Origin of the sequence: Bradyrhizobium sp. UNPA324 (assembly GCF_006658635.1) — a bacterium.
Taxonomy (GTDB): Bacteria; Pseudomonadota; Alphaproteobacteria; order Rhizobiales; family Xanthobacteraceae; genus Bradyrhizobium; species Bradyrhizobium nanningense.
The window spans coordinates 6,956,171-6,975,731 of the sequence record NZ_LFJD01000004.1 but is presented as its reverse complement, the minus strand read 5'-3'; the positions used below and the strand labels follow the sequence as shown (position 1 = coordinate 6,975,731).

The window sequence follows — 19,561 nt, the reverse complement described above, 5'->3', positions numbered from 1 at the left end:
AGGTAGAATTCGCGCATAGCGCGAATTCCGGGTGATGGGAAGTCTCCGCGCGCCGGGCTGCCCGACGGACGCGAAATTCCATCCACGTCGTCAATACGAGCGCAGCGAAGCAATCCAGGAATCTCTCCGCGGAAACATCTCTGGATTGCTTCGCTGCGCTCGCAATGACGAGGAGAGAGCGAGGGACCGCCTCCCTGACACCGGCGTCAGAAATTGGCGCATTTGTAAGTTGATGGAGACGGCTTAGGCGCTTCTCCTGATCCTCCTCGTGCAGCGGGACTAGCGCTGCACTGCAAGGAGGATATTCCGATGAAGAATAGGCTTCTCACAGGGCTTGTCGCAGCAGCAGTTGCTGCGATGCTCGCGGCTGCGGCCCCCGCTCTCGCGCGCGGTGGTTTTGGCGGTGGCGGCCACGGCGGCTTCGGCGGCGGGCATTTCGGTGGTGGTGGCATGCACGTCGGCGGCATGGGTGGCGGGATGCACGGCATGGGTGGCGGTATGCATGTCGGCGGCATGGGCGGAGCTCATTTCGGTGGCGCCCGCTTCGCCGGTTCCCCGATGGCCGCTCACGCGGCGATCGGGCCGCGCTTTGCCGGTACGCCAATCGCGACCCGCGCCGCCTTCGGCCCGCGGTTTGCCGGCACGAGCTGGCATGGCCGGCCCTTCATTGGCCGGCATGCCTTCTTCTTCCGGCATCATCGCTTCCATCGGTTCGCCTTCTTTGGCGCGCCCTTCGTCTACGCCAGCTATTATAACGACGGCTGCTGGCGCAGGAGCTGGACGCCCTACGGATGGCAATGGGTCAATGTGTGCGGAGACTATTGGTAGTCGCATCGCCGTACCGCACCATTGTCGCGGTCGCCACCGGGCGGTTCCGTCCAGCCCCGGAACGGGATAGTCTGGTGGCGATCGTCGCGCGGAGTTCGTCATGACCGGAGGTCACCGTCGCATCCTGGTCGTCGAGGACGATCCGGAAACCGCAGGCCAGCTCGTCGAGGAATTGACGACCTCCGGCTACGAGGTCGATCTTGCGGCAACGGGGCGCGAAGCCCTGAGCCACGGCGCCGCGCGCGATTATGCCGTGATCACGATCGACCGGATGCTGCCCGATATCGACGGCATCAGCGTGATGCGGCAGTTGCGCGACGACGGCGTTGCCGCGCCGTTCCTGATCATTTCCGCGCTCGGCGAGGTCGATGACCGCGTGCGCGGCTTGCGCGCGGGCGGCGACGACTATCTCGTCAAGCCGTTCTCGTTCATCGAATTGCTGGCGCGGCTCGAGGCGCTTGGCCGCCGCAGCGAGACCATCGCCAAGGAGACGCTGCTGCGGGTCGGCGATCTCGCCATCGACCTGATCGCGCGGGCTGCCTTCCGCCGCGGCCGCAAGATTTCGTTGCTGCCGCGCGAATTCCAGCTGCTTGAATATCTCGCCCGCAACGAGGGTAGAGTCATCTCGCGTGCGATGCTGCTCCAGCACGTCTGGGACCTGCATTTCGATCCCTCCACCAACATCATCGACGTCTATGTCGGGCGCGTCCGCCGCAAGGTCGACGACGCTCAGGCCTATCCGTTGATCCACACCATCCGCGGCATCGGATATTGCCTCCGTGCTCCTGGCTAAGACGCTCCGCTCCTCGACCTTCCGTCTGGCGCTGATCGCGATCGCGGCATTCGGGCTGATCGTCGCGGCGATCATGGCCTATGTCTATCTCGGGACGCTGGCCTATGTGGAGAGCCGGCTCGGCACCGCCGCCGATCACGACGGCTTTACCGGCACGATCGAACTCGCGATGGCGGCGGTCGCAGGCCTGCTGCTGGTGCTCGCTGGCCTTGCGGCCGTACTGGTGACGCGGCGTACGGTGGGGCGGATCGAACAGATCAATGCCACCAGCCGCGCCATCATGCTCTCCGGCCTCGATCAGCGCATTCCCTTGCGCGGCAGCAACGACGAGTGGGACCGCGTCGCCGAGAACCTCAACCAGATGCTGGATCGCATCGAGACGCTGATGGGCGAGGTCAAGCAGGTCAGCGACAACGTCGCCCACGATCTGCGCACGCCGCTGACGCGGATGCGCGGCCGGCTGGAAAAGGCCTATCACGCGCCGCGTAACAGCGACGCCGATGCCGCACTGATCGGCGACACCATCGCCGATCTCGATGCCGTGCTCGGCATGTTCGCATCCATCACCCGGATCTCCGAGATCGAGACCCGCGCCCGCACCGGCGCCTTCCGCGCGCTCGACCTCGCCGAGATCGCGGGCGAAGTGGTCGAGCTCTACGATGCCGCCGCCGAGCAGGTTGCGACAAAGCTCAGCCTTGCCGGAGACCGGCAGGTGGCGATCACGGGCGATCGCGACCTGTTGTTCGATGCCATCGCCAATCTCGTCGACAATTCGATCAAGCACGGTTGCAAAGGCGGGCAGGTGACCGTGACTTGCCGGAGCACCGATGGCGGCGCGGTGATCGCCATCGTCGACGATGGTCCGGGCATTCCCCCTGAGGAGCGCGATCACGTCTTCAAGCGCTTCTATCGGCTCGAACAGAGTCGCTACACGCCGGGCAACGGACTTGGTCTCAGCCTCGTCGCCGCGGTCGCGCGTCTCCATGGCGCGGAGATCGCGCTACGCGACAATGCCCCGGGCCTGACGGTCGAGCTTCGGTTTCCGCGCGCTCTGTAGAGGTGCTTGGATGCCGGCCGGCGTTTCCATAGCGCGGGATCATTGAGCCACCTCAATCTGGACGATGGCGGGTTCGCCTAGGTTTGGTTCGCTGACCAAATTCCATCAGCACGGATGGGGCGATGATAGCGAAATTTCCAGGAGCCCGGTGGACCCGAGGCGCCGCGATCGTCGTCGCGACAATCCTGCTTGCGTCGCCCGCGAGGGCGGGATGCAACTTCGGCGATATTGCTGACGCCGTCAAAGAGTCGGTGTCGGCAACATTGGTTTGTGAGACGGCGTGCAAGGACGAGGCCAGCTGCGCTGCGGCGATTTACATGGTTGCAGTCCTGAGCATGCTCGCGGCCGAAGGTGGGCAGTCCAAAGTCAATTCGTTCTGCAGCGGAGTGCCGAATACCCTCGACGAGGTGGTAAGCAAGCTAAACACCGTATTCGGAAACTCGACCGTACAGAGCGTAGTCGGCGACGTTTCGAGCGAGTTGGCAAGCGTCGGCTCGCTTGCTGATGTCTTGAAATGCGCATGCGCGACCGAGCATTCCAATGCGGCGTCGGAGAACAGCATTGGCGTCTGTCTGGTGGACGCGCTGTGTACGCTTCAAGAATGGGTTGGTTTCGAAGCCTGCAACTGCCAGCCGCCGCCGCCCAAGATTGCCAATTGCGCGGCGACCAACGTGGCATGCGGCCAATGGAACAATCCTGATCCGGTGTGTCAGGGCAGCGGCAGCGACCCGATCTTCAGTTGGTATCCGGACGGTCAGACCCAGGCGCACTATTATCCATACAACGACGACTACCGCGATTGGACGAGCGTGACGACGACGCCGGAAGGCGCTCTCGTCACGTTGACGCCGTCGCCTGGCAACCAATGTGGACAGACTCTGTATTGCTACTGTCCGTCGCCGATGAAACCGACTTGGACGAAGGTCAACTGGGTCGGGCACGATGTAAGTCCGTACATCTTCTCTTGCACCTGCCCAGAAGGAACGCACGCTGGCGCAATGATGCCGAACGGGGTTTCGAGCTGCCTGTGCGACAACACGAATGAGGCGGCGAAGTTCTCTAACCTCGGCCCAGGGGGCATGTGTCCGCCGCCGGCATGCCCGGCCGGCCAGACACGCCTCGGCCAGAACGGCGAATGCGTGACGCCGTGTTCCGATCCGAGCCAAGGCATGGCGTTCGACGGCAGCTGCTGCAATCCGGCGCAGATGACGTCCTGCGGGCAATGTTGTCCGGCGGGGACGATACCCGATTCGAACAGCGGCACCTGCGTGCCGAAGCCGATCGTGAAATGAGGCCGCAGTCATGACGCCTCGCCGATGCATGTCGATCGCAACCGCCGTCCGCCCGATGCGGCGCATCATCCTCGCATCGAGCCTGGCTCTCGTGCTCGGCAACACCGCCTCGGCTCAGGCGCCGCGCGGCATCTACGCGCCGGGTCAGGCCGTGGTCACCGGATTCTCCGGCGGTCTCCGCCCGTTCGAGATCGAGCCGGGCCAGGACGCCGATGCGCGCTCCTTCATCAATCCCGACGGGCCGTCGCTGCGCGTCGTCGATCTCAGCCGCATGGGCGGCCCGCCGGAAGCGCAGCTCGTCGGCGCGCCAAAACCATTCACGGTGAGCGCAAAGTGGATCGGGCAGGTATTCGGCGTCGCTCTGGACGACGGCTCGCCCGCCAATATCTATGTGGCGGCGACGTCGGCCTACGGCCTCTCGATCGTCGCGCGCGGTCCCGATGACAAGCCACTTCGTGTTCGGGTCGGAACCGGCGGCGCGACCTTCATGGCGGCGCAGTGGGGGCCGGGAGGCGGGCCAGGATCGATCTGGAAGATCAACGGTCTCACCGGCGAAGTGAAGCTGTTTGCAAATGTTGCCACCGCGAGAAAGGCGAACTCGGGCGCCGCCCTCGGCGGGCTGGCCTACGATGCCGCCACGAAATCGTTGTTCGCCGCCGACCGCGAGACCGGCCTTATTCATCGATTCGGCATGAATGGCGCTGATCTCGGCGTCTACGATCATGGCGCTTCCGGCACGGCCGCCGTCGGGCTCGCGCCGGTGCCCGCCGCGGTGTCCGGCGTGGATCTCACCAGTCCGCAATTCGACAGCGCGCAGCCCGAGACCTGGGGCTACGCGGCGCGGGGGCGGCGCGTGTTCGCCCTCGCGGTGCAAGATCATCGGCTTTATTACGCAGTCGCCGAAGGATTGCGCGTCTGGTCTGTCGGCCTCAATGCGGATGGCTCGTTCGGCTCGGACATCAGGATCGAGCTCGCGGTACCGTCCGCAGCCGGCCCCACTGAAATCTCGCGGATTACGTTCGACGACGCTGGACGGATGTATCTCGCGGAGCGGCCCGCGCCGACCGGGACACAGGATTTCGAAGCGCTGTCGGTGCCCTCGATCGGCCGCGTGCTGCGCTATACGGTGATCGGCATGACCGAGGCAAAGCAGCCGGTCTGGCAGGCCGCGTCCGATGAGTATGCGGTAGGGTTCCCCGAGACCTTCCGCAACGATAATGGTGGCGTTGCAATCGGCTACGGCTATGACGAGCGCGGCAACATCAATCCGCACTCCTGCGGCGGCTTCATCTGGACGACCGGAGAGCAGTTGCGCCACGCCACCGATTCCAAGCTCGCCGCACAGCTTGGCCAGGCCGACTTGCTCGCCATCGACGGATTGCAGGGAAATCCTGTCTGGCGCATCCGCCGCGACGACGAGCCGCCGCGGCTCAGCTATTTCATCGACTATGCCGACGCGCCGCCGGACCTCGCCGCACGAGGACATCTCGGCGATATCGCCATCCAGCGCACCTGCGCCGGCCGGCCGGCGCAACTCCCGCCGGCCATGCTTCCGGTCGGACTACCGCTGCCGCCGCCGAGTTTTCGGACCTGTCAGACGCATGTCTGCGGTCCAGGAGGCAAGCCCGTATGCCCGGTCAATCAAGTGTGGAGCAAGGATGGCTGCGCCTCTGGCTGCGCTCAGTCGGAGATTCTGGTCAACGGCAAGTGCTGTTCAGCGGTCGATCTTCGGCCCGGTGGTGCCTGCGGCAACCCCTCGACCGACATCAGCAAGCCAAAGTGCGGAACGACGCAAACGGCGATCGGCCCCAATCACGAGTGCTGCGACAACGATCACATTTACTCCGGATCGGGCGGTGCGCAGCTTTGCTGCGCGGGCGCTCTGGTCAACGGTAAGTGCCAGCAATTCATTCCCAAGGTTCCGGGCGGGATATGTCTCGATTGCTGCTCGCCCGGTTACGTAAAGATCGCGGGCAAATGCTGCCTGAACAGCCAAGCCACCTCGAAAGGCGTTTGTTGCCCGATCGGGCAGACCCCCAGTGCCGACGGGACGCAGTGCAAGCCGACATTCAAGATTCCGAAGGTGTCGCTCTGCTGCGCCGCCGGCTATGTCCCGACCGCGGACCGCAAGTGTTGCGCGGCCGCGAACCTGACGACGAGCGGCGAGTGCTGTCCTGCTCCGGTCAATCCGAAGGATCGCTCAAAATGCGTTGCGCAAAGCGGGATGAAGTTCTCGCCGCAGAAATCCTGCGCAGCGGGCGAAATTCGCGACGACAAGGGCACGTGCGTGGAGCGCAAGCCAGCGCCGCTGCCGATCCCGCCTGCGCCACGACAGCCATCGACGCGCACAGCTCCGGAAAAACGCGCGCCGTCCGCCACGGTCCCGATCGCCTGTCCCCCTGAAATGGTCCCGGGGCCGCTTGGCAAGCGCTGCTGGCCGGCCCAGCGTGGTCGCATTGCGCCGCTCGCGCCTCGGCGGGTTGCGCCGCCGCCGCTCGGGAGGGAACGCTAGCCTAGAGCTTCGTCCGGTGGCTCCGGTGATGACGAACCGGCTGCCGTTGGACGATGAAGGACACGAGTGGAGGAACTAAGCGATGATTGGATGGACTGACATGCCGGAGCTCGCACTCTTCCGCATGCGCGCAGTCGCGGCGGGCGCGCTCGTGGCCGCAGCGCTCGCGATGCCGGGCGCGGCGAACGCGCAGATGCAGCGCGCTGACGTGGATGAAGCCGTCCAGCGATATCTCATCGCGCATCCTGAAGCGCTCGGTCCGGCGATCGAGAAATATCTCGTCGATCACCCGGAGGCGTTGCGCGCTGCGCTGCTGGCGCTCGTCGCCAAGCGCGCCGCATCGCAGCCGGCCCCCGCGGTCGCGGCGGTCGATGCCAGGCAGGCGATCGCGGACAATGCCAAGGCATTGTATGCTGCGCCATTGCAGACGACGGTCGGCACCGCTGACGGTACTCGCACCGTGGTCGAATTCTACGACTTCAACTGCGGCTATTGCCGCAAGGCGCTCGGCGATACGCTAGCGTTGATCGCCGAGGAGCCGAACTTGCGCGTCGTGCTCAAGGAGCTCCCGATCCTGGGGCCCGACTCCGTCGAAGCCGCGAAGGTCGCGATCGCTCTGCAGATGCATCATCCCAGCGCCGCCGAATCGCTCGAGTTTCATCGCCGCCTGCTGGCGACGCAAGGTCGGGTCGACCGCGCTAAGGCGCTCAAGGTCGCCGCCGATCTCGGCTTCAATGCAGGCGAGCTCGAAAAGGACGCGGCGAGCGCCGAGGTGAACGAGGCATTGCAGCAGAACATGCGTCTGGCTTCGGCATTGGGCATCAATGGCACGCCCGGCTACGTCGTCGGCGACAGCGTCATCCCCGGCGCAGTCGGCGCTGCGGCTCTGAAGGCGCGCATTGCGGCTCCGAAACAGCCATGATCGCATGATCTCGCCCTGACGTCACAGCTCGATCACGCCGCGGCGCGCCGCATGTGCCACCGCGTCGGTGCGGCCGGTGGCGTCCAGCTTGTCGAGCAGCGAGCCGACGTGGAATTTGACGGTATGTACGGAGATGCCGAGCCGGCGGGCGATCATCTTGTTGGAGGCGCCCTCGGCCATCAGCGCCAGCACGTCGAGCTCGCGCTGCGTCAGCGCGATGTCGTCGGGCATGACGCGCGGGTCGCGCGCGACGATTGTCGCGGCGGCTTGCTCGCCGGGCGCGGCAAGGCGAAGCCCGGCGACATTGCCGAGCAGCGCAGCCAGGCGATCGGCGAGGGCGGGGTTGTCGATCTCCAGAGCCAGCACGATCTCCGGCGTCTTGTCCTCGCTCACGCCTCCGGCCTCTCGCCGATTGTGACCTTGAAGCTGACCGGCTCCCCGCCGCGTCGCGCCGCGACATCGACCACCGCGCCGACGCTCGAAGGGCCCAACGTCCGCGATAGCGCGCGCACGCCGGACAGCTTCTGGTCGTTGACGGCAATGATCACGTCGCCCTGGCGGATGCCGGCCGCGGCCGACGGCCCGGCCTTGTCGACGTTCATCACCATCGCGCCGACGCCGTCGTCGAGCCGGACCGGCTGGAGCCCGAGGCCGAGATAGCCGCGGGCGATACGGCCGCGCGTCTCGAGCTGGGCCGCGACGCGCTCGATCGTCGCCGTCGGGATCACCAGCACGCGCCGCGGGCCGAGCACGGCCATGCCGAAGGCGTCGCCCGATGCATCGAGCGCAAGGCCGCCCTGCTGGCTCCCGCGCAGGCGGACGTCGAGCTCGATCCGCGCATCGATCTCGCCGCCCCGCAAGGAGCGCCAGCCGTTGCCGGAGGCGGACACCATCCCCAGCGCCGCGCTCGGCGTCTCGCGGTTGGTGGCGACCACGATCGCCAATGCGCCCAGCGGCGGGACGGTTGCGGCGAGCTTGACCGGGGTCATCGCAATGTCGGCGCGGAGCAGCGCGATATCGGTGGTGTGGTCGCGGCCCACGATTGTAGCGGCGACCCTGCTGCCGTCGGGGAGGCCGATCTCGACCTCGCCTTCGTCGGCCAGCGCCTCGTCGGCAGTGACGATGAGGCCGGACTTCCAGACGAAGCCGGTTGCGCGGGAGCGATGCGAATGCACGGAGACGACGGACGGCGCGGTGCGCGCCACCACGTCCGCGAGCGCTGACGATAGTGAGGACAGGGGAGTTGGGTCGGTCATGCAAGACTCCTGTAAACCGTTAAGGCTCCTGTAAGCTGTCCTCAATCTGGGATGTCGCGGGCGATTGCGAAACTGGCCGGGTGGCCAGGGCAGGAATAAGCCTTCTCGACGATTCCGAAGGCAACGGCATCGATCCCTGGCGCACGCGGGTGCGGCTGATCAGGGTTTGATCGCAGGCCCGGGCGTTGCTAAGACCCGTCAGGTCAGCCAGCGCTCCGGGATCCTCACCGACATGTCCGAATTCCACGGCGTCTTTCCCTATCTCGTCTCGCCCGTCGATGCCGGCGGCATCGTGCGCACCGAAGTCCTCGGCAAGCTCTGCGACGATCTGATCGGCGCCGGGGTGCACGGGCTGACCCCGCTGGGCTCGACCGGCGAATTCGCATATCTGAATGCCGCGCAACGCAGGGCCGTCGTCCAGACCACGATCGAAGCCGCGAAGGGCCGCGTGCCTGTTATCGCCGGCGTCGCCTCGACCTCGACGGCGGATGCGGTGGCGCAGGCGAAAGCCTACCAGAAGCTCGGCGCCGACGGCATCCTGGCGATCTTGGAGGCGTATTTCCCGCTTGCCGATGCCCAGGTCGAATCCTACTTCCGCGCCATCGCGGATGCGGTCGACATCCCCGTCGTCATCTACACCAACCCGCAATTCCAGCGTTCCGATCTCACGCTCGATATCATCGCGCGCCTCGCCGAGCATCCGCGCATCGGCTACATCAAGGATGCCTCGACCAACACCGGCCGGCTGCTCTCGATCATGAACCGCTGCGGCGATTCCTTGCGGGTGTTCTCGGCCTCCGCCCATATCCCGGCTGCGGTGATGCTGATCGGCGGGCTCGGCTGGATGGCGGGCCCGGCCTGCATCATCCCGCGCCAGAGCGTTATGCTCTACGAGCTCTGCAAGGCCGGCCGCTGGGACGAAGCCATGGCGCTGCAACGCAGGCTGTGGCGCATCAACGAGGCCTTTGCCCGCTTCAACCTCGCCGCCTGCATCAAGGCCGGGCTTGCGATCCAGGGCTACGACGTCGGCGATCCCGTCCCGCCGCAGGCCGCGCTGACGGCCGAGGCGCGCAAGGTCGTGGAGGCGGCGCTGCGGGCGCTGGGCTAGCTGTCATTCCTGGGCGTCCGAAGGACGAACCCGGAATCTCGAGATTCTCGGGTGCGCAAGGGGCGCACCTGAGTTCGATGCTGCGCGTCGCTCCGGAATGACGATTGCCTCAGGGCATGCCGAAATCGTGGATATCCCGCCCAAAACCGCGGCTGGCCTCGCATGCCTCGATCCGCTAAAAGGCGGCCGCATTTCAAGAGACTTCGAGGACCCCACGGAATGAACATTCTTCCCGGCAATTTGCGTTTCGGAGCGGGGCAGCCCGTCAAGCGTTTGGAAGACCTTAGGCTGCTCACCGGGAAGGGACAGTTCATCGACGACAAGCCGGCCGACGGCGCGCTGTGGCTGCACGTGCTGCGCTCGCCGCACGCCCACGCCAAGATCGTCTCGATCGACACCAGCGCCGCGGCCGCGATGCCCGGCGTCGCTGCGGTCTACACCGGCGCCGACCTCGTCAAGGACGACGTCGGCGCCATCCCGACGCTGAGCATCTTCAAGCGCCCCGACGGCAAGCGGATGACGGTGCCGCCGCGCCGTCTGCTCGCTCATGAGATCGTGCGCTATGCCGGCGAGGCCGTGGCCGCGGTGGTGGCGTCTTCGCGCGTGGAGGCACAGAGCGCGGCCGAGGCGATTATCGTCGAATACGACGTGCAGCCCGCAGTGGTCGATCCGGTCGAGGCCGTCAAGCCCGGCGCGCCGGTGGTGTGGCCGGAGGCGCCGGATAACATCGTCGGCGCGATGTCTTACGGCGATGCCGCCAAGGTGGACGAGGCGTTCGCCAAGGCGGCGCACACGGTCGAGCTCGACCTCGTCAGCCAGCGCCTCGTTCCCTCCGCGATGGAGCCGCGCTCGACCATTGCCGAGATCGACAAGAAGTCCGACCGTCTCCTGCTGCACGTGCAGTCGCAGACGCCGGCCTCGACCCGCGACGTGCTGGCGGAAGCCGTGCTCAAGCGTCCCAAGGACAGCGTCCGCGTCCTGGTCGGCGACATCGGCGGCGGCTTTGGCCAGAAGACCAATCTCTATCCGGAAGACGGCATCGTCGCTTACGCGGCAACCAAGCTGAACAAGAAGATCCGCTGGCGCGGCGACCGCACCGACGAATTCGTCGGCGGCACCCACGGCCGCGATCTGACCTCGACCGCCTCCTTCGCGCTCGACGAGAAGGGCAAGGTGCTGGCCTATCGCGTCAAGTCGATCGGCTGCACCGGCGCCTATTCTTCGGGCGCGGCCAACATCATCCCCCTGGTGCTCGGCCCGTTCGTGCAGACCGGCGTCTACGATCTGCCGCTCGTGCATTTCGAGGTGAAGTCGGTGATGACCCACACCGCGCCGGTCGGAGCCTATCGCGGCGCCGGCCGTCCCGAGGCGGTGTTCATCGTCGAACGGTTGTTCGACGCTGCCGCGCGAAAGATCGGCATGGACCCGCGCGCCATCCGCAAAGCCAATTACATCAAGCCGGCGCAACTGCCCTACACCAATGCGGCCGGGCAGGTCTACGATTCCGGCGCCTTCGCCCACATGCTCGACCGCGCCGTGAAGCTGGCGGATTGGGACGGCTTTGCCGCGCGCAAGAAGGCGGCGAAGAAGAAGGGCCTGCTCTACGGCCGCGGGCTCACCTCCTACATCGAATGGACCGGCGGCCGCGCCCACACCGAGAAGGTCAGCCTGCACGCGACCTCGCAAGGGCGCGTCGTGCTGCATTCCGGCACCATGGCGATGGGGCAGGGGCTGCAGACCACCTATACCCAGATGATCTCCGACACGCTCGGCATCGCCATGGACAAGATCGACGTCGTGCAGGGCGACACGGATCTCGCGATGGGTTTCGGCAGCGTCGGCTCGCGCTCGCTGTTCGTCGGCGGCACGGCGGTCGCGGTCTCCTCCAACGATCTGATCCAGAAGGCGCGCGAGAAGGCGGCCAACGTGCTGGAGACCTCGATCGAGGACATCGAGTATCAGGGTGGCATGCTCACCGTGGTCGGCACCGACCGCCGCATCAGCCTGTTCGATCTCGCCGAGAAAGAAAGCGGCGCCAAGCTCAGCGTCGATTCCGAAGGCGAGGTCGACGGTCCGAGCTGGCCGAACGGCACTCATATCTGCGAGGTCGAGATCGACCCCGAGACCGGCGTCTCCAAGGTCGTGCGCTACACCACGGTCGACGACGTCGGCGTCGCCGTCAACCCGATGCTGGTCACCGGACAGATCCATGGCGGCGTCGCGCAGGGCATCGGCCAGGCGCTGTATGAAGGCGTCTCCTACGATGCCGACGGCCAGCTCCTCACCGCGAGCTATCAGGATTATTGCATCCCGCGTGCCGACGACGTGCCGCCGATCGTGGTGACGCTCGACGACACCGCGCCCTGCCGCACCAATCCGCTCGGCGCCAAGGGCTGCGGCGAATCCGGCGCCATCGGCGGCCCGCCTTGCGTCACCAACGGCGTGATGGACGCGCTCGCCGAGCTCGGCATCACCCAGCTGAACACCCCGCTGACGCCGCAGAAGATCTGGCAGGCGATCCGGGACGCGAAGGCGGGAGTGCCGCAACCGTAAACCTGCGCTTCGCGCAACTGTCGCCTCAAACTCCGCCGTCGTCCCGGACAAGCGCGCCCAAGCGCGCGCCGATCCGGGACCCATAGCCACAGGGAGCAGTTTGGCGCGAAACTGGTAACTCCGAGTCCCCGTAACCGCATCTGCCTGTGGTTATGGGTCCCGGATCTGCGCGCGCTTGGCCGGGACGGCAGTGGAGGACGTGGCGCGTTTGCACGCTCGACGTCGGCTCGCGAAGCTAGATTCAAATTCCCAACATCATCTTTGCAATAATGTCGCGCTGGATCTCCGAGGTGCCGCCGAAGATGGTGTAGGCGCGGCCGTTGAGATATTCCGGCACCATTGTCAGCATCTCCTCAGGGACCGCCGGTTCGTGGTTGAGCCTGTAGAGCGGGCGCATCGGCTCGACGGCAAGCGCGTCGTGGCCGATCACGTCGACACCGAGCCGCGTCACGGCCTGGCGGATCTCGCTGTTGCGCAGCTTCAGGATCGACGACACCGCGCCCGGGTTTTGCCCGGTCTGGAGCGCCGAGAGCACGCGCAGCTCGGTCATCTCCAGCGCGTCGATGTCGATCTCGACTTCGGAGATGCGCGTTGCGATATCGGGGCTGTCGATGGCGCGTCCCGTCAGGTCCGATTCGGCAAGGTCCGCGATCGCCTTCAGCCCCTCGCGCAGCTTCGCTGACGCGATGCCCGAGCCGCGCTCGAACTCGAGCAGATATTTGCCGTAGGTCCAACCCTTGCCTTCCTCTCCGACGCGGTTGGCGACGGGCACGCGGACGTCGTCGAAGAACACTTGGTTGACCTCGTGATCGCCGCCGATGGTGAGGATGGGGCGTGTGGTGATGCCCGGCGTCTTCATGTCGATCAAAATGAAGCTGATTCCGTCCTGCTGCCGCGGGCCGTCGCTGGTGCGCACCAGCGCGAACATGCGGTTGGCGTGGTGGGCATGCGTGGTCCAGATCTTGGTGCCGTTGATGATGTAGTCGTCGCCGTCGCGCACCGCGCGCGTCTTCAGCGAGGAGAGGTCGGAGCCGGAGCCCGGTTCGGAATAGCCCTGGCACCAATAATCCTCGCCGGAGAGAATCCGTGGCAGATAGAAGTTCTTCTGCTCGGGCGAGCCGAAGCCGATGATGACGGGCCCGACCATCTTCACGCCCATCACGTTGACATTGGGCACGCCGGCGCGCGCGCATTCGGTCTCGAAGATCCAGCGTTGCGCCGGCGTCCAGGGTGGCCCGCCGTATTCGACCGGCCAGCCCGGCGCGCCCCAGCCGTTGGCGTGCAGCGCGCGCTGCCAGGCCGTGCCGATGTCGGGATCGGAGAACACCGACGGCGTCAGCGCAGTCGCCCGCTTCATCTCCTCGGTGAGGTTCTTGGCGATGAAGCCGCGCACCTCGCTCTGGAAGGCGCGCTCCTCGGCATTGAACGACAGGTCCATGATGCTCTCCCGGTGTCAGGCCTTGCGGCCAAGCTCGGCGTGGCGGGCATAGTGGTGGGCGCTGCCGCCGAACAGCGTGTCGAAGGCGATCAGCCGCTTGAAATAGGCACCGACCTCGAGCTCCTCGGTGACGCCCATGCCGCCGTGAAGCTGGATCGACTGCTCCCCGACGAAGCGCGCGCATTTACCGATCTTCGCCTTCGCGCCCGACGCCGCCCGGGCCCGCTCGACCGGCGGGCTCGCGGCCTTCAACGCTGCGCGTAGCGCGATCGAGCGCGCCTCGTCGACCTGCATCGCCATGTCGGCGAGGCGATGGCGGATCACCTGGTTGGCCGAGAGCGGCCGGCCGAATTGTTTCCGGATCTTGGTGTAGTCGAGCGTGGTGTCGAGCAGCGTCTGCATGATGCCGACGGCTTCCGCCCCGAGCGCGGCCATGGCGCGATCGACGGCCCATTCGATTGCCGGCAGCGCGTCGTGGCCGTCGCCGAGCAGGGCGTCCTCGGGCAGGTGTAGGTCAGCCAGCTCGATGTTGCAGGCGCGCCCGCCGCCGAGGCGGGCGTAGTCGGACAATGCGAGGCCCGGCGCGGTCGCTGGCGCCACGAACAAGCCGATCCGCCCCGAAGGGCCATGATGGTCGTGCACGAGCGCGGAGACGATGATGTCATCGGCGGCGTGGCCGTCGAGCACAGCGATTTTGCTGCCGGACAGGCGCCAGCCTTGCGCCGTCTTGGTCGCTGATGTCGCGACCTTGGCGAGGTCGAACCTTGCCGCGCGCTCGGAATGCGCAAACGCGAGCTTCAGCGATCCGTCCGCCACCTTGGGCAGGCTGGCCTGCTTCTGCTCATTGGTGCCACATCTGGCGATCAGTGCGGCTCCCAACACGACGGTCGCGACATAGGGCTCGGACACCAGCCCGCGCCCGAACGCTTCCATCAAAATGCCGATCTCGACCGCGCCGCCGCCGAGCCCGCCGAACTCTTCGGGAAGCGGCAGCGCCAGCCAGCCGAGCTCGGCGAATTGCTTCCACACCGCAGGGCTGAAGCCGAGCGGATCGTTCGCCATCTTGCGGCGGTGATCGGCATCGTAGCTTCCGGCCACGAAGCGCTCCGCGCTGTCGCGCAGCAGCCTTTGCTCGTCACTGAGATTGAGGTCCATGTCGTCTACTCCGCCGCCGTAGGCGGCTTGCGCACGGAGGGATGCAGGCCGGAGGGATCGACGATCATGCCGAACTCCTGAAGATTGTGGGCGTGGCAGAGCTGATGCAGCGCAAAGGCCTGATCGATCGCGGCGGGCTGACCCATCACGTCGACCGAGCGGTTGACGGCCTCCTTGGTCATCTTCAGCGCGAAGGATGGCTTTGCCGCGATCCGGCGCGCCAGCTCCAGCACGCGCGATGACAGCTCCGCGCGCGGCACGACCTGATTGACCATGCCGAGCTGGTGCGCTTCCTGCGCGCTCCTGCTGTCGGCGGTGAACAGGAACTCCTTGGCCTTGCGCGCACCGAGCTCCCAGGGATGCACGAACCATTCGACGCCACAGACGCCCATGGTGACGACGGGATCGCAGAACTGCGCGTCGTCGCTGGCGACGATGAGGTCGCAGGCCCAGGCCAGCATCAACCCGCCGGCGATGCACCTGCCGTGCACCTCGGCGATGGTCGGCTTGGCGAGGTTGCGCCAGCGGCGCGTGATCTGGAGATAAATTTCCTGCTCGCGCGCGAAGCGGCCATGGGCGTTCGGCTCGGCGAAACCGCCCCAATTTCCGATCGGTGGAAAATCGGTGCCGGCGGCGTTCTTGCCGCCCGGACGCAGATCGTGGCCGGAGGAGAAGTGCGGGCCGCTGCCGGCGAGAATGATCACCTTGACCGCATCGTCCTGCACCGCCGCGTCGAAGGCGGCGTTGAGGTCGTAGGTCATTTGCAGGTTCTGCGCGTTACGCGCCTCGGGCCGGTTCATCACGATCCGGGTGATCGCCGGCTCGGGCCGCTCCACGAGGATGGTCTCGAACGAGGTCATCGCGTTTCTTCCCGAGGTTCTGTCTTATTGTTTCGTCAAGTTGACTATGTCGGTCAGGGATAGGCAAGAGGCTTGCGTCAGTCGGCTGCTTTTCGCGCCGCGAGAGGGGACGCAAGACGTCTGGCGTCTTGCGGGTCTCATCTGGTAGTTTGCGCCAGATTCCACCGGGAGAAATTTAATGCGCAAGATCCTGACCGTGCTGGCGGCGCTGGCCTCGCTGAGCCTCACCAATTGCGGCTACAACGCGATCCAGAGCGAGGACGAGCAGATCAAGGCCAACTGGTCCGAGGTCGTGAACCAGTATCAGCGCCGCGCCGACCTCGTGCCCAACCTCGTCAACTCGGTGAAGGGTTTTGCCCAGCAGGAGAAGGATGTGCTGCTCGGCGTCACCAATGCGCGCGCCAAGGTCGGCAGCATCCAGGCAACGCCCGAGGTGCTGAACGATCCAGCCGCCTTCCAGAAGTTCCAGGCAGCCCAGGGCGAGCTCTCCAGCGCGCTGTCGCGGCTCCTTGTGGTCACGGAAAATTACCCGCAGCTCAAGTCCGACGCCTTGTTCAAGGATTTGATGTCGCAGCTCGAGGGTACCGAGAACCGCATCACGGTAGCGCGCAACCGCTACATCAAGGCGGTGCAGGACTATAACGTCACCATCCGCTCCTTCCCGAGCAACCTCACGGCGATGATGTTCGGCTACAAGGAGAAGCCGAACTTCACGGTCGACAACGAGAAGGCGATCTCGACCGCGCCGAAGGTCGATTTCAATCCGGCGCCTGCGCCGTCGAAGTAAGCGCGTCATTTTGCGAATGCACGTCGCCCCACCCACCGCCGTCATTCCCCGCGAAGGCGGGGAATCCAGTACGCCGCGGCTTCTCCATAGGCCGCTGGCGTCTCTGGAATACTGGATCGCCCGGTCAAGCCGGGCGATGACAGTGAGGTTGTGGTGGGCGATAGCCGTAGCCGCACTCGTCCTCGCCTTCGCCTTCCCCGCTTCCGCCGACGTCGCCGTCCCCCAGCTCACCGGCCGCGTGGTCGATCAGACCGGCACGCTGTCGAGCAGCGACATCGCCTCGCTGTCGCAAAAGCTGCGTGACTTCGAGGCGCGCAAGGGCAGTCAGATCGCCGTCCTGATCGTGCCCACCACGCAACCGGAGACGATCGAGCAGTTCTCGATCCGCGTCGCGGAGGCCTGGAAGATCGGTCGCAAGAAGATCGACGACGGCGCGATCCTCGTCGTCGCCAAGAACGACCGGCATTTGCGCATCGAGGTCGGCTATGGCCTCGAAGGCGCGCTCACCGACGTCACCGCGCGGCGGATCATCGACGAGGTCATCACGCCCAAATTCAGGAGCGGCGATTTCGCCGGCGGCATCGCCGACGGCGTCGAGCGCATGATGCGGGTGATCGACGGCGAACCCTTGCCGGTTCCGACGCCCAGCGTGAACTTCGGCAGTCTCGACGATCTCGCACCGCTCTTCATCGTCACGCTGTTTGTCTCGGTCGGCGTGGGCGGCGCCTTCCGCGCCGTGCTGGGGCGGTTGCTCGGATCGCTCGTGACCGGAGGCATCATTGCGACGCTGACTTGGTTCGTTCTCGGGTCGTTCGCGATGGCCCTCGCGCTGGGCGGTCTCGGATTCATCATCGGCTTCATCGCCGATCTGTTCTCGGCGATCACGCCGGGCACGGGCCGCTCGCGCGGCGGCTCGTGGTCGAGCAGTTCATCCGGAAGCGGTTGGAGCAGCGGATCGTCAGGCAGTAGCGACAGCGGTGGCTTCAGCGGCGGTGGCGGCAGTTTTGGCGGCGGCGGCGCCTCGGGGAGCTGGTAGCGGTCATGAGCATCAAGCGCATTGCCAGACATCTCGTGCAACATCATTGGCGGGCAAAGCAGATCTTTCCGCCAAACGTGCTCGCCCGTATCGAGCAGGCGATCCAGCGCGGCGAAGCCACCCATTCCGGCCAGGTCCGCTTCGTCGTCGAAGGTGCGCTCGATGGCCGCCCCCTGTTCCGCAACCAGCCGGCGCGAGCGCGTGCGCTCGACGTGTTCTCGCACCTGCGCATCTGGGACACCGCGCACAACAACGGCGTGCTGATCTATCTCCTGCTCGCCGATCGCGACGTCGAGATCATTGCCGATCGCGGCATCGACGCAAAGGTGGGCGCTGCGGGCTGGGAGAGCATCTGTCGCGCCATGGAGGCCGAATTCGCTTCTGGCCAATTCGAGCGCGGCGTCATCGGCGGCATCGAAGCGGTGTCGCGCGAGCTGGCGCAGCATTTCCCGCCGCAGGGTCCGCATGCGAACGAGCTGCCCGACGCGCCGCTCGTGATGTAACGGACTGTGATGTGAGAGGTAGGCGCTGCCTCCACCTCGTCATTGCGAGGAGCCCATGCGACGAAGCAATCCAGGCTGTCCCTGCGGATTCTGGATTGCTTCGCTACGCTCGCAATGACGCTGTAGAGGCGGCGCTCTAAATTCTCTCGCGGTCACCCGAAGGCCGGCCTATTCCGCGGCCGTTCATCTTGGCCCGGTTACAAATTGTTTCATGCCCGCCACACCGGTTCCATCTTCCCGGCTCAATTCGGCCCCGGATAACTTCCTAAAATTTCGGTAAGCGGGTCCCAAGGTAAGGATTTCGCAAGCAATGAAAGTTACCAAAAGGTCAATCCAGAGCGGAGTATTTGAACTGTGAGCGAACCAATGGCTGAGCAGGCTGCCCAGGATAAGAGCGTCGTCGAAGCCGGGATGACCACGCCGCACACTGTCGAGGCCGAAGCCGGGATCGACGCCCCCTCGATTGCCCCCGACCACGAGGCGCCGCCCAAGCCGGATCCGGTGAATGTCGAGCCGCCGAAGATCGATCCGCCGAAGGTTGAGGTGCCGAAGCTCGAAGCCAGAATCGAGAAGGCCGAGATCAAGCCCGAGCCGAAGCCCGGCAAGCTCATCGTCATGGCGCCTGCGGAGCGGTCGTGGAATGGCTCTTGGGACCGCGAGGATTTTGCCCCGCATGGGAAGGCGGACGAGCCGCGCGAGGCCGCTGGCAAGCGGCGCCTCTCGGCGATGGCCGCGGTCGTGGCGATCGCGGCGAGCGTCGGCGCGATCAGCGGCGCGCTCGCGACCGCCGGCATGATGCATTTCGTCAGCCCGGCCCAGGCGCCGGTCCAGGTCGCCGACACCAGCGCGCTCGATGCTTCGGTCGCGCGGATCGATGCCGATCTCGTCGCGCTCAAGGCCAATGTCGAGCACAGCACGAAAACCGGCGCCAGCCAGGTCAATCGCGCCAATGACCGCCTCGACAAGCTGGAGAAGGCCCAGGCCGAGCCGCTGGCCAAGATCGCAAAGCTGTCGGAGGCCGTCGATAAGCTCCGCGCCACGCCGCCCGCCGCTCCCGCGCAGCAGGCTGCCGCTGCCGCGCCCGCCAAGGAGACGACCGGCTCGATCGCGCCGACCCAGGTTGCGACCGCCGCCGCGCCGGCCCCGGTGGCCGCTAGCCCCAAGCCTGAGGTTGGCCGTCTGCCGACGATCGAAGGCTGGAGGCTGCGCAATGCCGCCAATGGGGGTGCGCTGATCGAGGGCCGTGACGGGCTCTACGAGGTCTATCCCGGCGATCCGATTCCGGGCGTCGGCCGCGTCGATGCGATCCGCCGTCAGGACGGCCGCTGGGTCGTTGTCACCAGCAAGGGGCTGATCGTCGCACGTTGAGCGTTCGATATCCGACTTTCGAAGAGGCGCTTCACCACTGTGTGAGGCGCCTTTTTGCTTGAATAGGCATCCCGGCGCGGTGTTACCTAAGGC

At 66.0% G+C, this 19,561-nt stretch carries 17 protein-coding genes; 12 read left to right on the top strand and 5 right to left on the bottom strand.

The features are described from left to right. The first annotated feature begins 309 nt into the window (after window positions 1–309). The 6 genes from UNPA324_RS33410 (at window position 310) to UNPA324_RS33385 (ending at window position 7,404) form a co-directional block, all read left to right on the top strand. A complete protein-coding gene (locus UNPA324_RS33410) occupies window positions 310–828 on the top strand; it encodes a hypothetical protein (protein WP_128919990.1) in 519 nt (172 codons plus the stop codon). 100 nt (window positions 829–928) lie between these two features. After that, window positions 929–1,621: a response regulator transcription factor gene (locus UNPA324_RS33405; RefSeq protein ID WP_128919989.1), complete on the top strand. Its 693-nt coding sequence runs from the start codon at window positions 929–931 to the stop codon at window positions 1,619–1,621. Then, window positions 1,608–2,678, top strand: a complete 1,071-nt coding sequence (locus UNPA324_RS33400; protein ID WP_128919988.1) for a sensor histidine kinase — start codon at window positions 1,608–1,610, stop codon at window positions 2,676–2,678. Before UNPA324_RS33405 ends, UNPA324_RS33400 begins: the two co-directional genes overlap by 14 nt. Before the next feature lie 122 nt (window positions 2,679–2,800). Next, a complete protein-coding gene (locus UNPA324_RS33395; RefSeq protein ID WP_141938300.1) occupies window positions 2,801–3,970 on the top strand; it encodes a hypothetical protein in 1,170 nt (389 codons plus the stop codon). 10 nt (window positions 3,971–3,980) lie between these two features. Continuing rightward, a complete protein-coding gene (locus tag UNPA324_RS33390) occupies window positions 3,981–6,482 on the top strand; it encodes a hypothetical protein (protein WP_141938297.1) in 2,502 nt (833 codons plus the stop codon). Between the two features lie 100 nt (window positions 6,483–6,582). Then, window positions 6,583–7,404 carry a DsbA family protein gene (locus tag UNPA324_RS33385; protein ID WP_181769613.1) on the top strand — a complete coding sequence of 274 codons (822 nt, stop codon included), beginning with the start codon at window positions 6,583–6,585 and terminating at the stop codon, window positions 7,402–7,404. A 21-nt stretch (window positions 7,405–7,425) separates the two neighbouring features. On the opposite strand, the gene UNPA324_RS33380 is transcribed toward UNPA324_RS33385, so the two are convergent. Next, window positions 7,426–7,797 carry a response regulator transcription factor gene (locus UNPA324_RS33380; RefSeq protein WP_141938294.1) on the bottom strand — a complete coding sequence of 124 codons (372 nt, stop codon included), beginning with the start codon at window positions 7,795–7,797 and terminating at the stop codon, window positions 7,426–7,428. Then, window positions 7,794–8,660, bottom strand: coding sequence for a S1C family serine protease (locus tag UNPA324_RS33375; protein ID WP_141938292.1), 867 nt, complete (start codon window positions 8,658–8,660; stop codon window positions 7,794–7,796). Before UNPA324_RS33375 ends, UNPA324_RS33380 begins: the two co-directional genes overlap by 4 nt. Window positions 8,661–8,892: 232 nt before the next feature. On the opposite strand from UNPA324_RS33375, the gene UNPA324_RS33370 reads away from it, so the two are divergent. Together UNPA324_RS33370 and UNPA324_RS33365 are read left to right on the top strand one after the other, a co-directional pair. Next, the gene (locus UNPA324_RS33370; RefSeq protein ID WP_141938290.1) at window positions 8,893–9,768 is read left to right on the top strand and encodes a dihydrodipicolinate synthase family protein; all 876 of its coding nucleotides are present in this window, start codon (window positions 8,893–8,895) and stop codon (window positions 9,766–9,768) included. 219 nt (window positions 9,769–9,987) lie between these two features. Next, window positions 9,988–12,321, top strand: coding sequence for a xanthine dehydrogenase family protein molybdopterin-binding subunit (locus tag UNPA324_RS33365; protein WP_141938288.1), 2,334 nt, complete (start codon window positions 9,988–9,990; stop codon window positions 12,319–12,321). Window positions 12,322–12,562: 241 nt separating this feature from the next. Here UNPA324_RS33365 and UNPA324_RS33360 read toward each other — a convergent pair whose 3' ends face one another. The 3 genes from UNPA324_RS33360 to UNPA324_RS33350 are packed head-to-tail and all read right to left on the bottom strand — an operon-like array spanning window position 12,563 to window position 15,774. After that, complete coding sequence (locus tag UNPA324_RS33360; protein WP_128919980.1) at window positions 12,563–13,759, bottom strand: acyl-CoA dehydrogenase family protein; 1,197 nt, start codon at window positions 13,757–13,759, stop codon at window positions 12,563–12,565. A gap of 15 nt (window positions 13,760–13,774) precedes the next feature. Then, window positions 13,775–14,914, bottom strand: a complete 1,140-nt coding sequence (locus tag UNPA324_RS33355; protein WP_128919979.1) for an acyl-CoA dehydrogenase family protein — start codon at window positions 14,912–14,914, stop codon at window positions 13,775–13,777. Window positions 14,915–14,919: 5 nt separating this feature from the next. Continuing rightward, complete coding sequence (locus UNPA324_RS33350) at window positions 14,920–15,774, bottom strand: enoyl-CoA hydratase (RefSeq protein ID WP_141938285.1); 855 nt, start codon at window positions 15,772–15,774, stop codon at window positions 14,920–14,922. 178 nt (window positions 15,775–15,952) lie between these two features. On the opposite strand from UNPA324_RS33350, the gene UNPA324_RS33345 reads away from it, so the two are divergent. The 4 genes from UNPA324_RS33345 to UNPA324_RS33330 all read left to right on the top strand — a co-directional run bounded on the left by UNPA324_RS33345 (window position 15,953) and on the right by UNPA324_RS33330 (window position 19,468). After that, window positions 15,953–16,561 (top strand): LemA family protein, encoded by a 609-nt coding sequence (locus UNPA324_RS33345; protein WP_128919977.1) that lies wholly within the window; start codon window positions 15,953–15,955, stop codon window positions 16,559–16,561. 136 nt (window positions 16,562–16,697) lie between these two features. After that, a complete protein-coding gene (locus tag UNPA324_RS33340; RefSeq protein ID WP_181769612.1) occupies window positions 16,698–17,597 on the top strand; it encodes a TPM domain-containing protein in 900 nt (299 codons plus the stop codon). 5 nt (window positions 17,598–17,602) lie between these two features. Beyond that, entirely contained in the window at window positions 17,603–18,100 is a 498-nt protein-coding gene (locus UNPA324_RS33335; RefSeq protein ID WP_141938281.1) for a TPM domain-containing protein, read from the top strand. A 366-nt stretch (window positions 18,101–18,466) separates the two neighbouring features. Then, window positions 18,467–19,468 carry a hypothetical protein gene (locus tag UNPA324_RS33330; RefSeq protein WP_181769611.1) on the top strand — a complete coding sequence of 334 codons (1,002 nt, stop codon included), beginning with the start codon at window positions 18,467–18,469 and terminating at the stop codon, window positions 19,466–19,468. Window positions 19,469–19,561: the final 93 nt, after the last annotated feature.

What these genes read in the sequence shown, in the direction of transcription:
- UNPA324_RS33340 (WP_181769612.1), top strand. Translation starts at nt 16,698, where the DNA reads ATGACAGTGAGGTTGTGGTGGGCGATAGCCGTAGCCGCACTCGTCCTC.
- UNPA324_RS33335 (WP_141938281.1), top strand. Translation starts at nt 17,603, where the DNA reads ATGAGCATCAAGCGCATTGCCAGACATCTCGTGCAACATCATTGGCGG.
- UNPA324_RS33410 (WP_128919990.1), top strand. Translation starts at nt 310, where the DNA reads ATGAAGAATAGGCTTCTCACAGGGCTTGTCGCAGCAGCAGTTGCTGCG.
- UNPA324_RS33405 (WP_128919989.1), top strand. Translation starts at nt 929, where the DNA reads ATGACCGGAGGTCACCGTCGCATCCTGGTCGTCGAGGACGATCCGGAA.
- UNPA324_RS33395 (WP_141938300.1), top strand. Translation starts at nt 2,801, where the DNA reads ATGATAGCGAAATTTCCAGGAGCCCGGTGGACCCGAGGCGCCGCGATC.
- UNPA324_RS33330 (WP_181769611.1), top strand. Translation starts at nt 18,467, where the DNA reads ATGGCTGAGCAGGCTGCCCAGGATAAGAGCGTCGTCGAAGCCGGGATG.
- UNPA324_RS33390 (WP_141938297.1), top strand. Translation starts at nt 3,981, where the DNA reads ATGACGCCTCGCCGATGCATGTCGATCGCAACCGCCGTCCGCCCGATG.
- UNPA324_RS33345 (WP_128919977.1), top strand. Translation starts at nt 15,953, where the DNA reads ATGCGCAAGATCCTGACCGTGCTGGCGGCGCTGGCCTCGCTGAGCCTC.
- UNPA324_RS33365 (WP_141938288.1), top strand. Translation starts at nt 9,988, where the DNA reads ATGAACATTCTTCCCGGCAATTTGCGTTTCGGAGCGGGGCAGCCCGTC.
- UNPA324_RS33370 (WP_141938290.1), top strand. Translation starts at nt 8,893, where the DNA reads ATGTCCGAATTCCACGGCGTCTTTCCCTATCTCGTCTCGCCCGTCGAT.
- UNPA324_RS33375 (WP_141938292.1), bottom strand. Translation starts at nt 8,660, where the DNA reads ATGACCGACCCAACTCCCCTGTCCTCACTATCGTCAGCGCTCGCGGAC.
- UNPA324_RS33350 (WP_141938285.1), bottom strand. Translation starts at nt 15,774, where the DNA reads ATGACCTCGTTCGAGACCATCCTCGTGGAGCGGCCCGAGCCGGCGATC.
- UNPA324_RS33360 (WP_128919980.1), bottom strand. Translation starts at nt 13,759, where the DNA reads ATGGACCTGTCGTTCAATGCCGAGGAGCGCGCCTTCCAGAGCGAGGTG.
- UNPA324_RS33355 (WP_128919979.1), bottom strand. Translation starts at nt 14,914, where the DNA reads ATGGACCTCAATCTCAGTGACGAGCAAAGGCTGCTGCGCGACAGCGCG.
- UNPA324_RS33385 (WP_181769613.1), top strand. Translation starts at nt 6,583, where the DNA reads ATGCCGGAGCTCGCACTCTTCCGCATGCGCGCAGTCGCGGCGGGCGCG.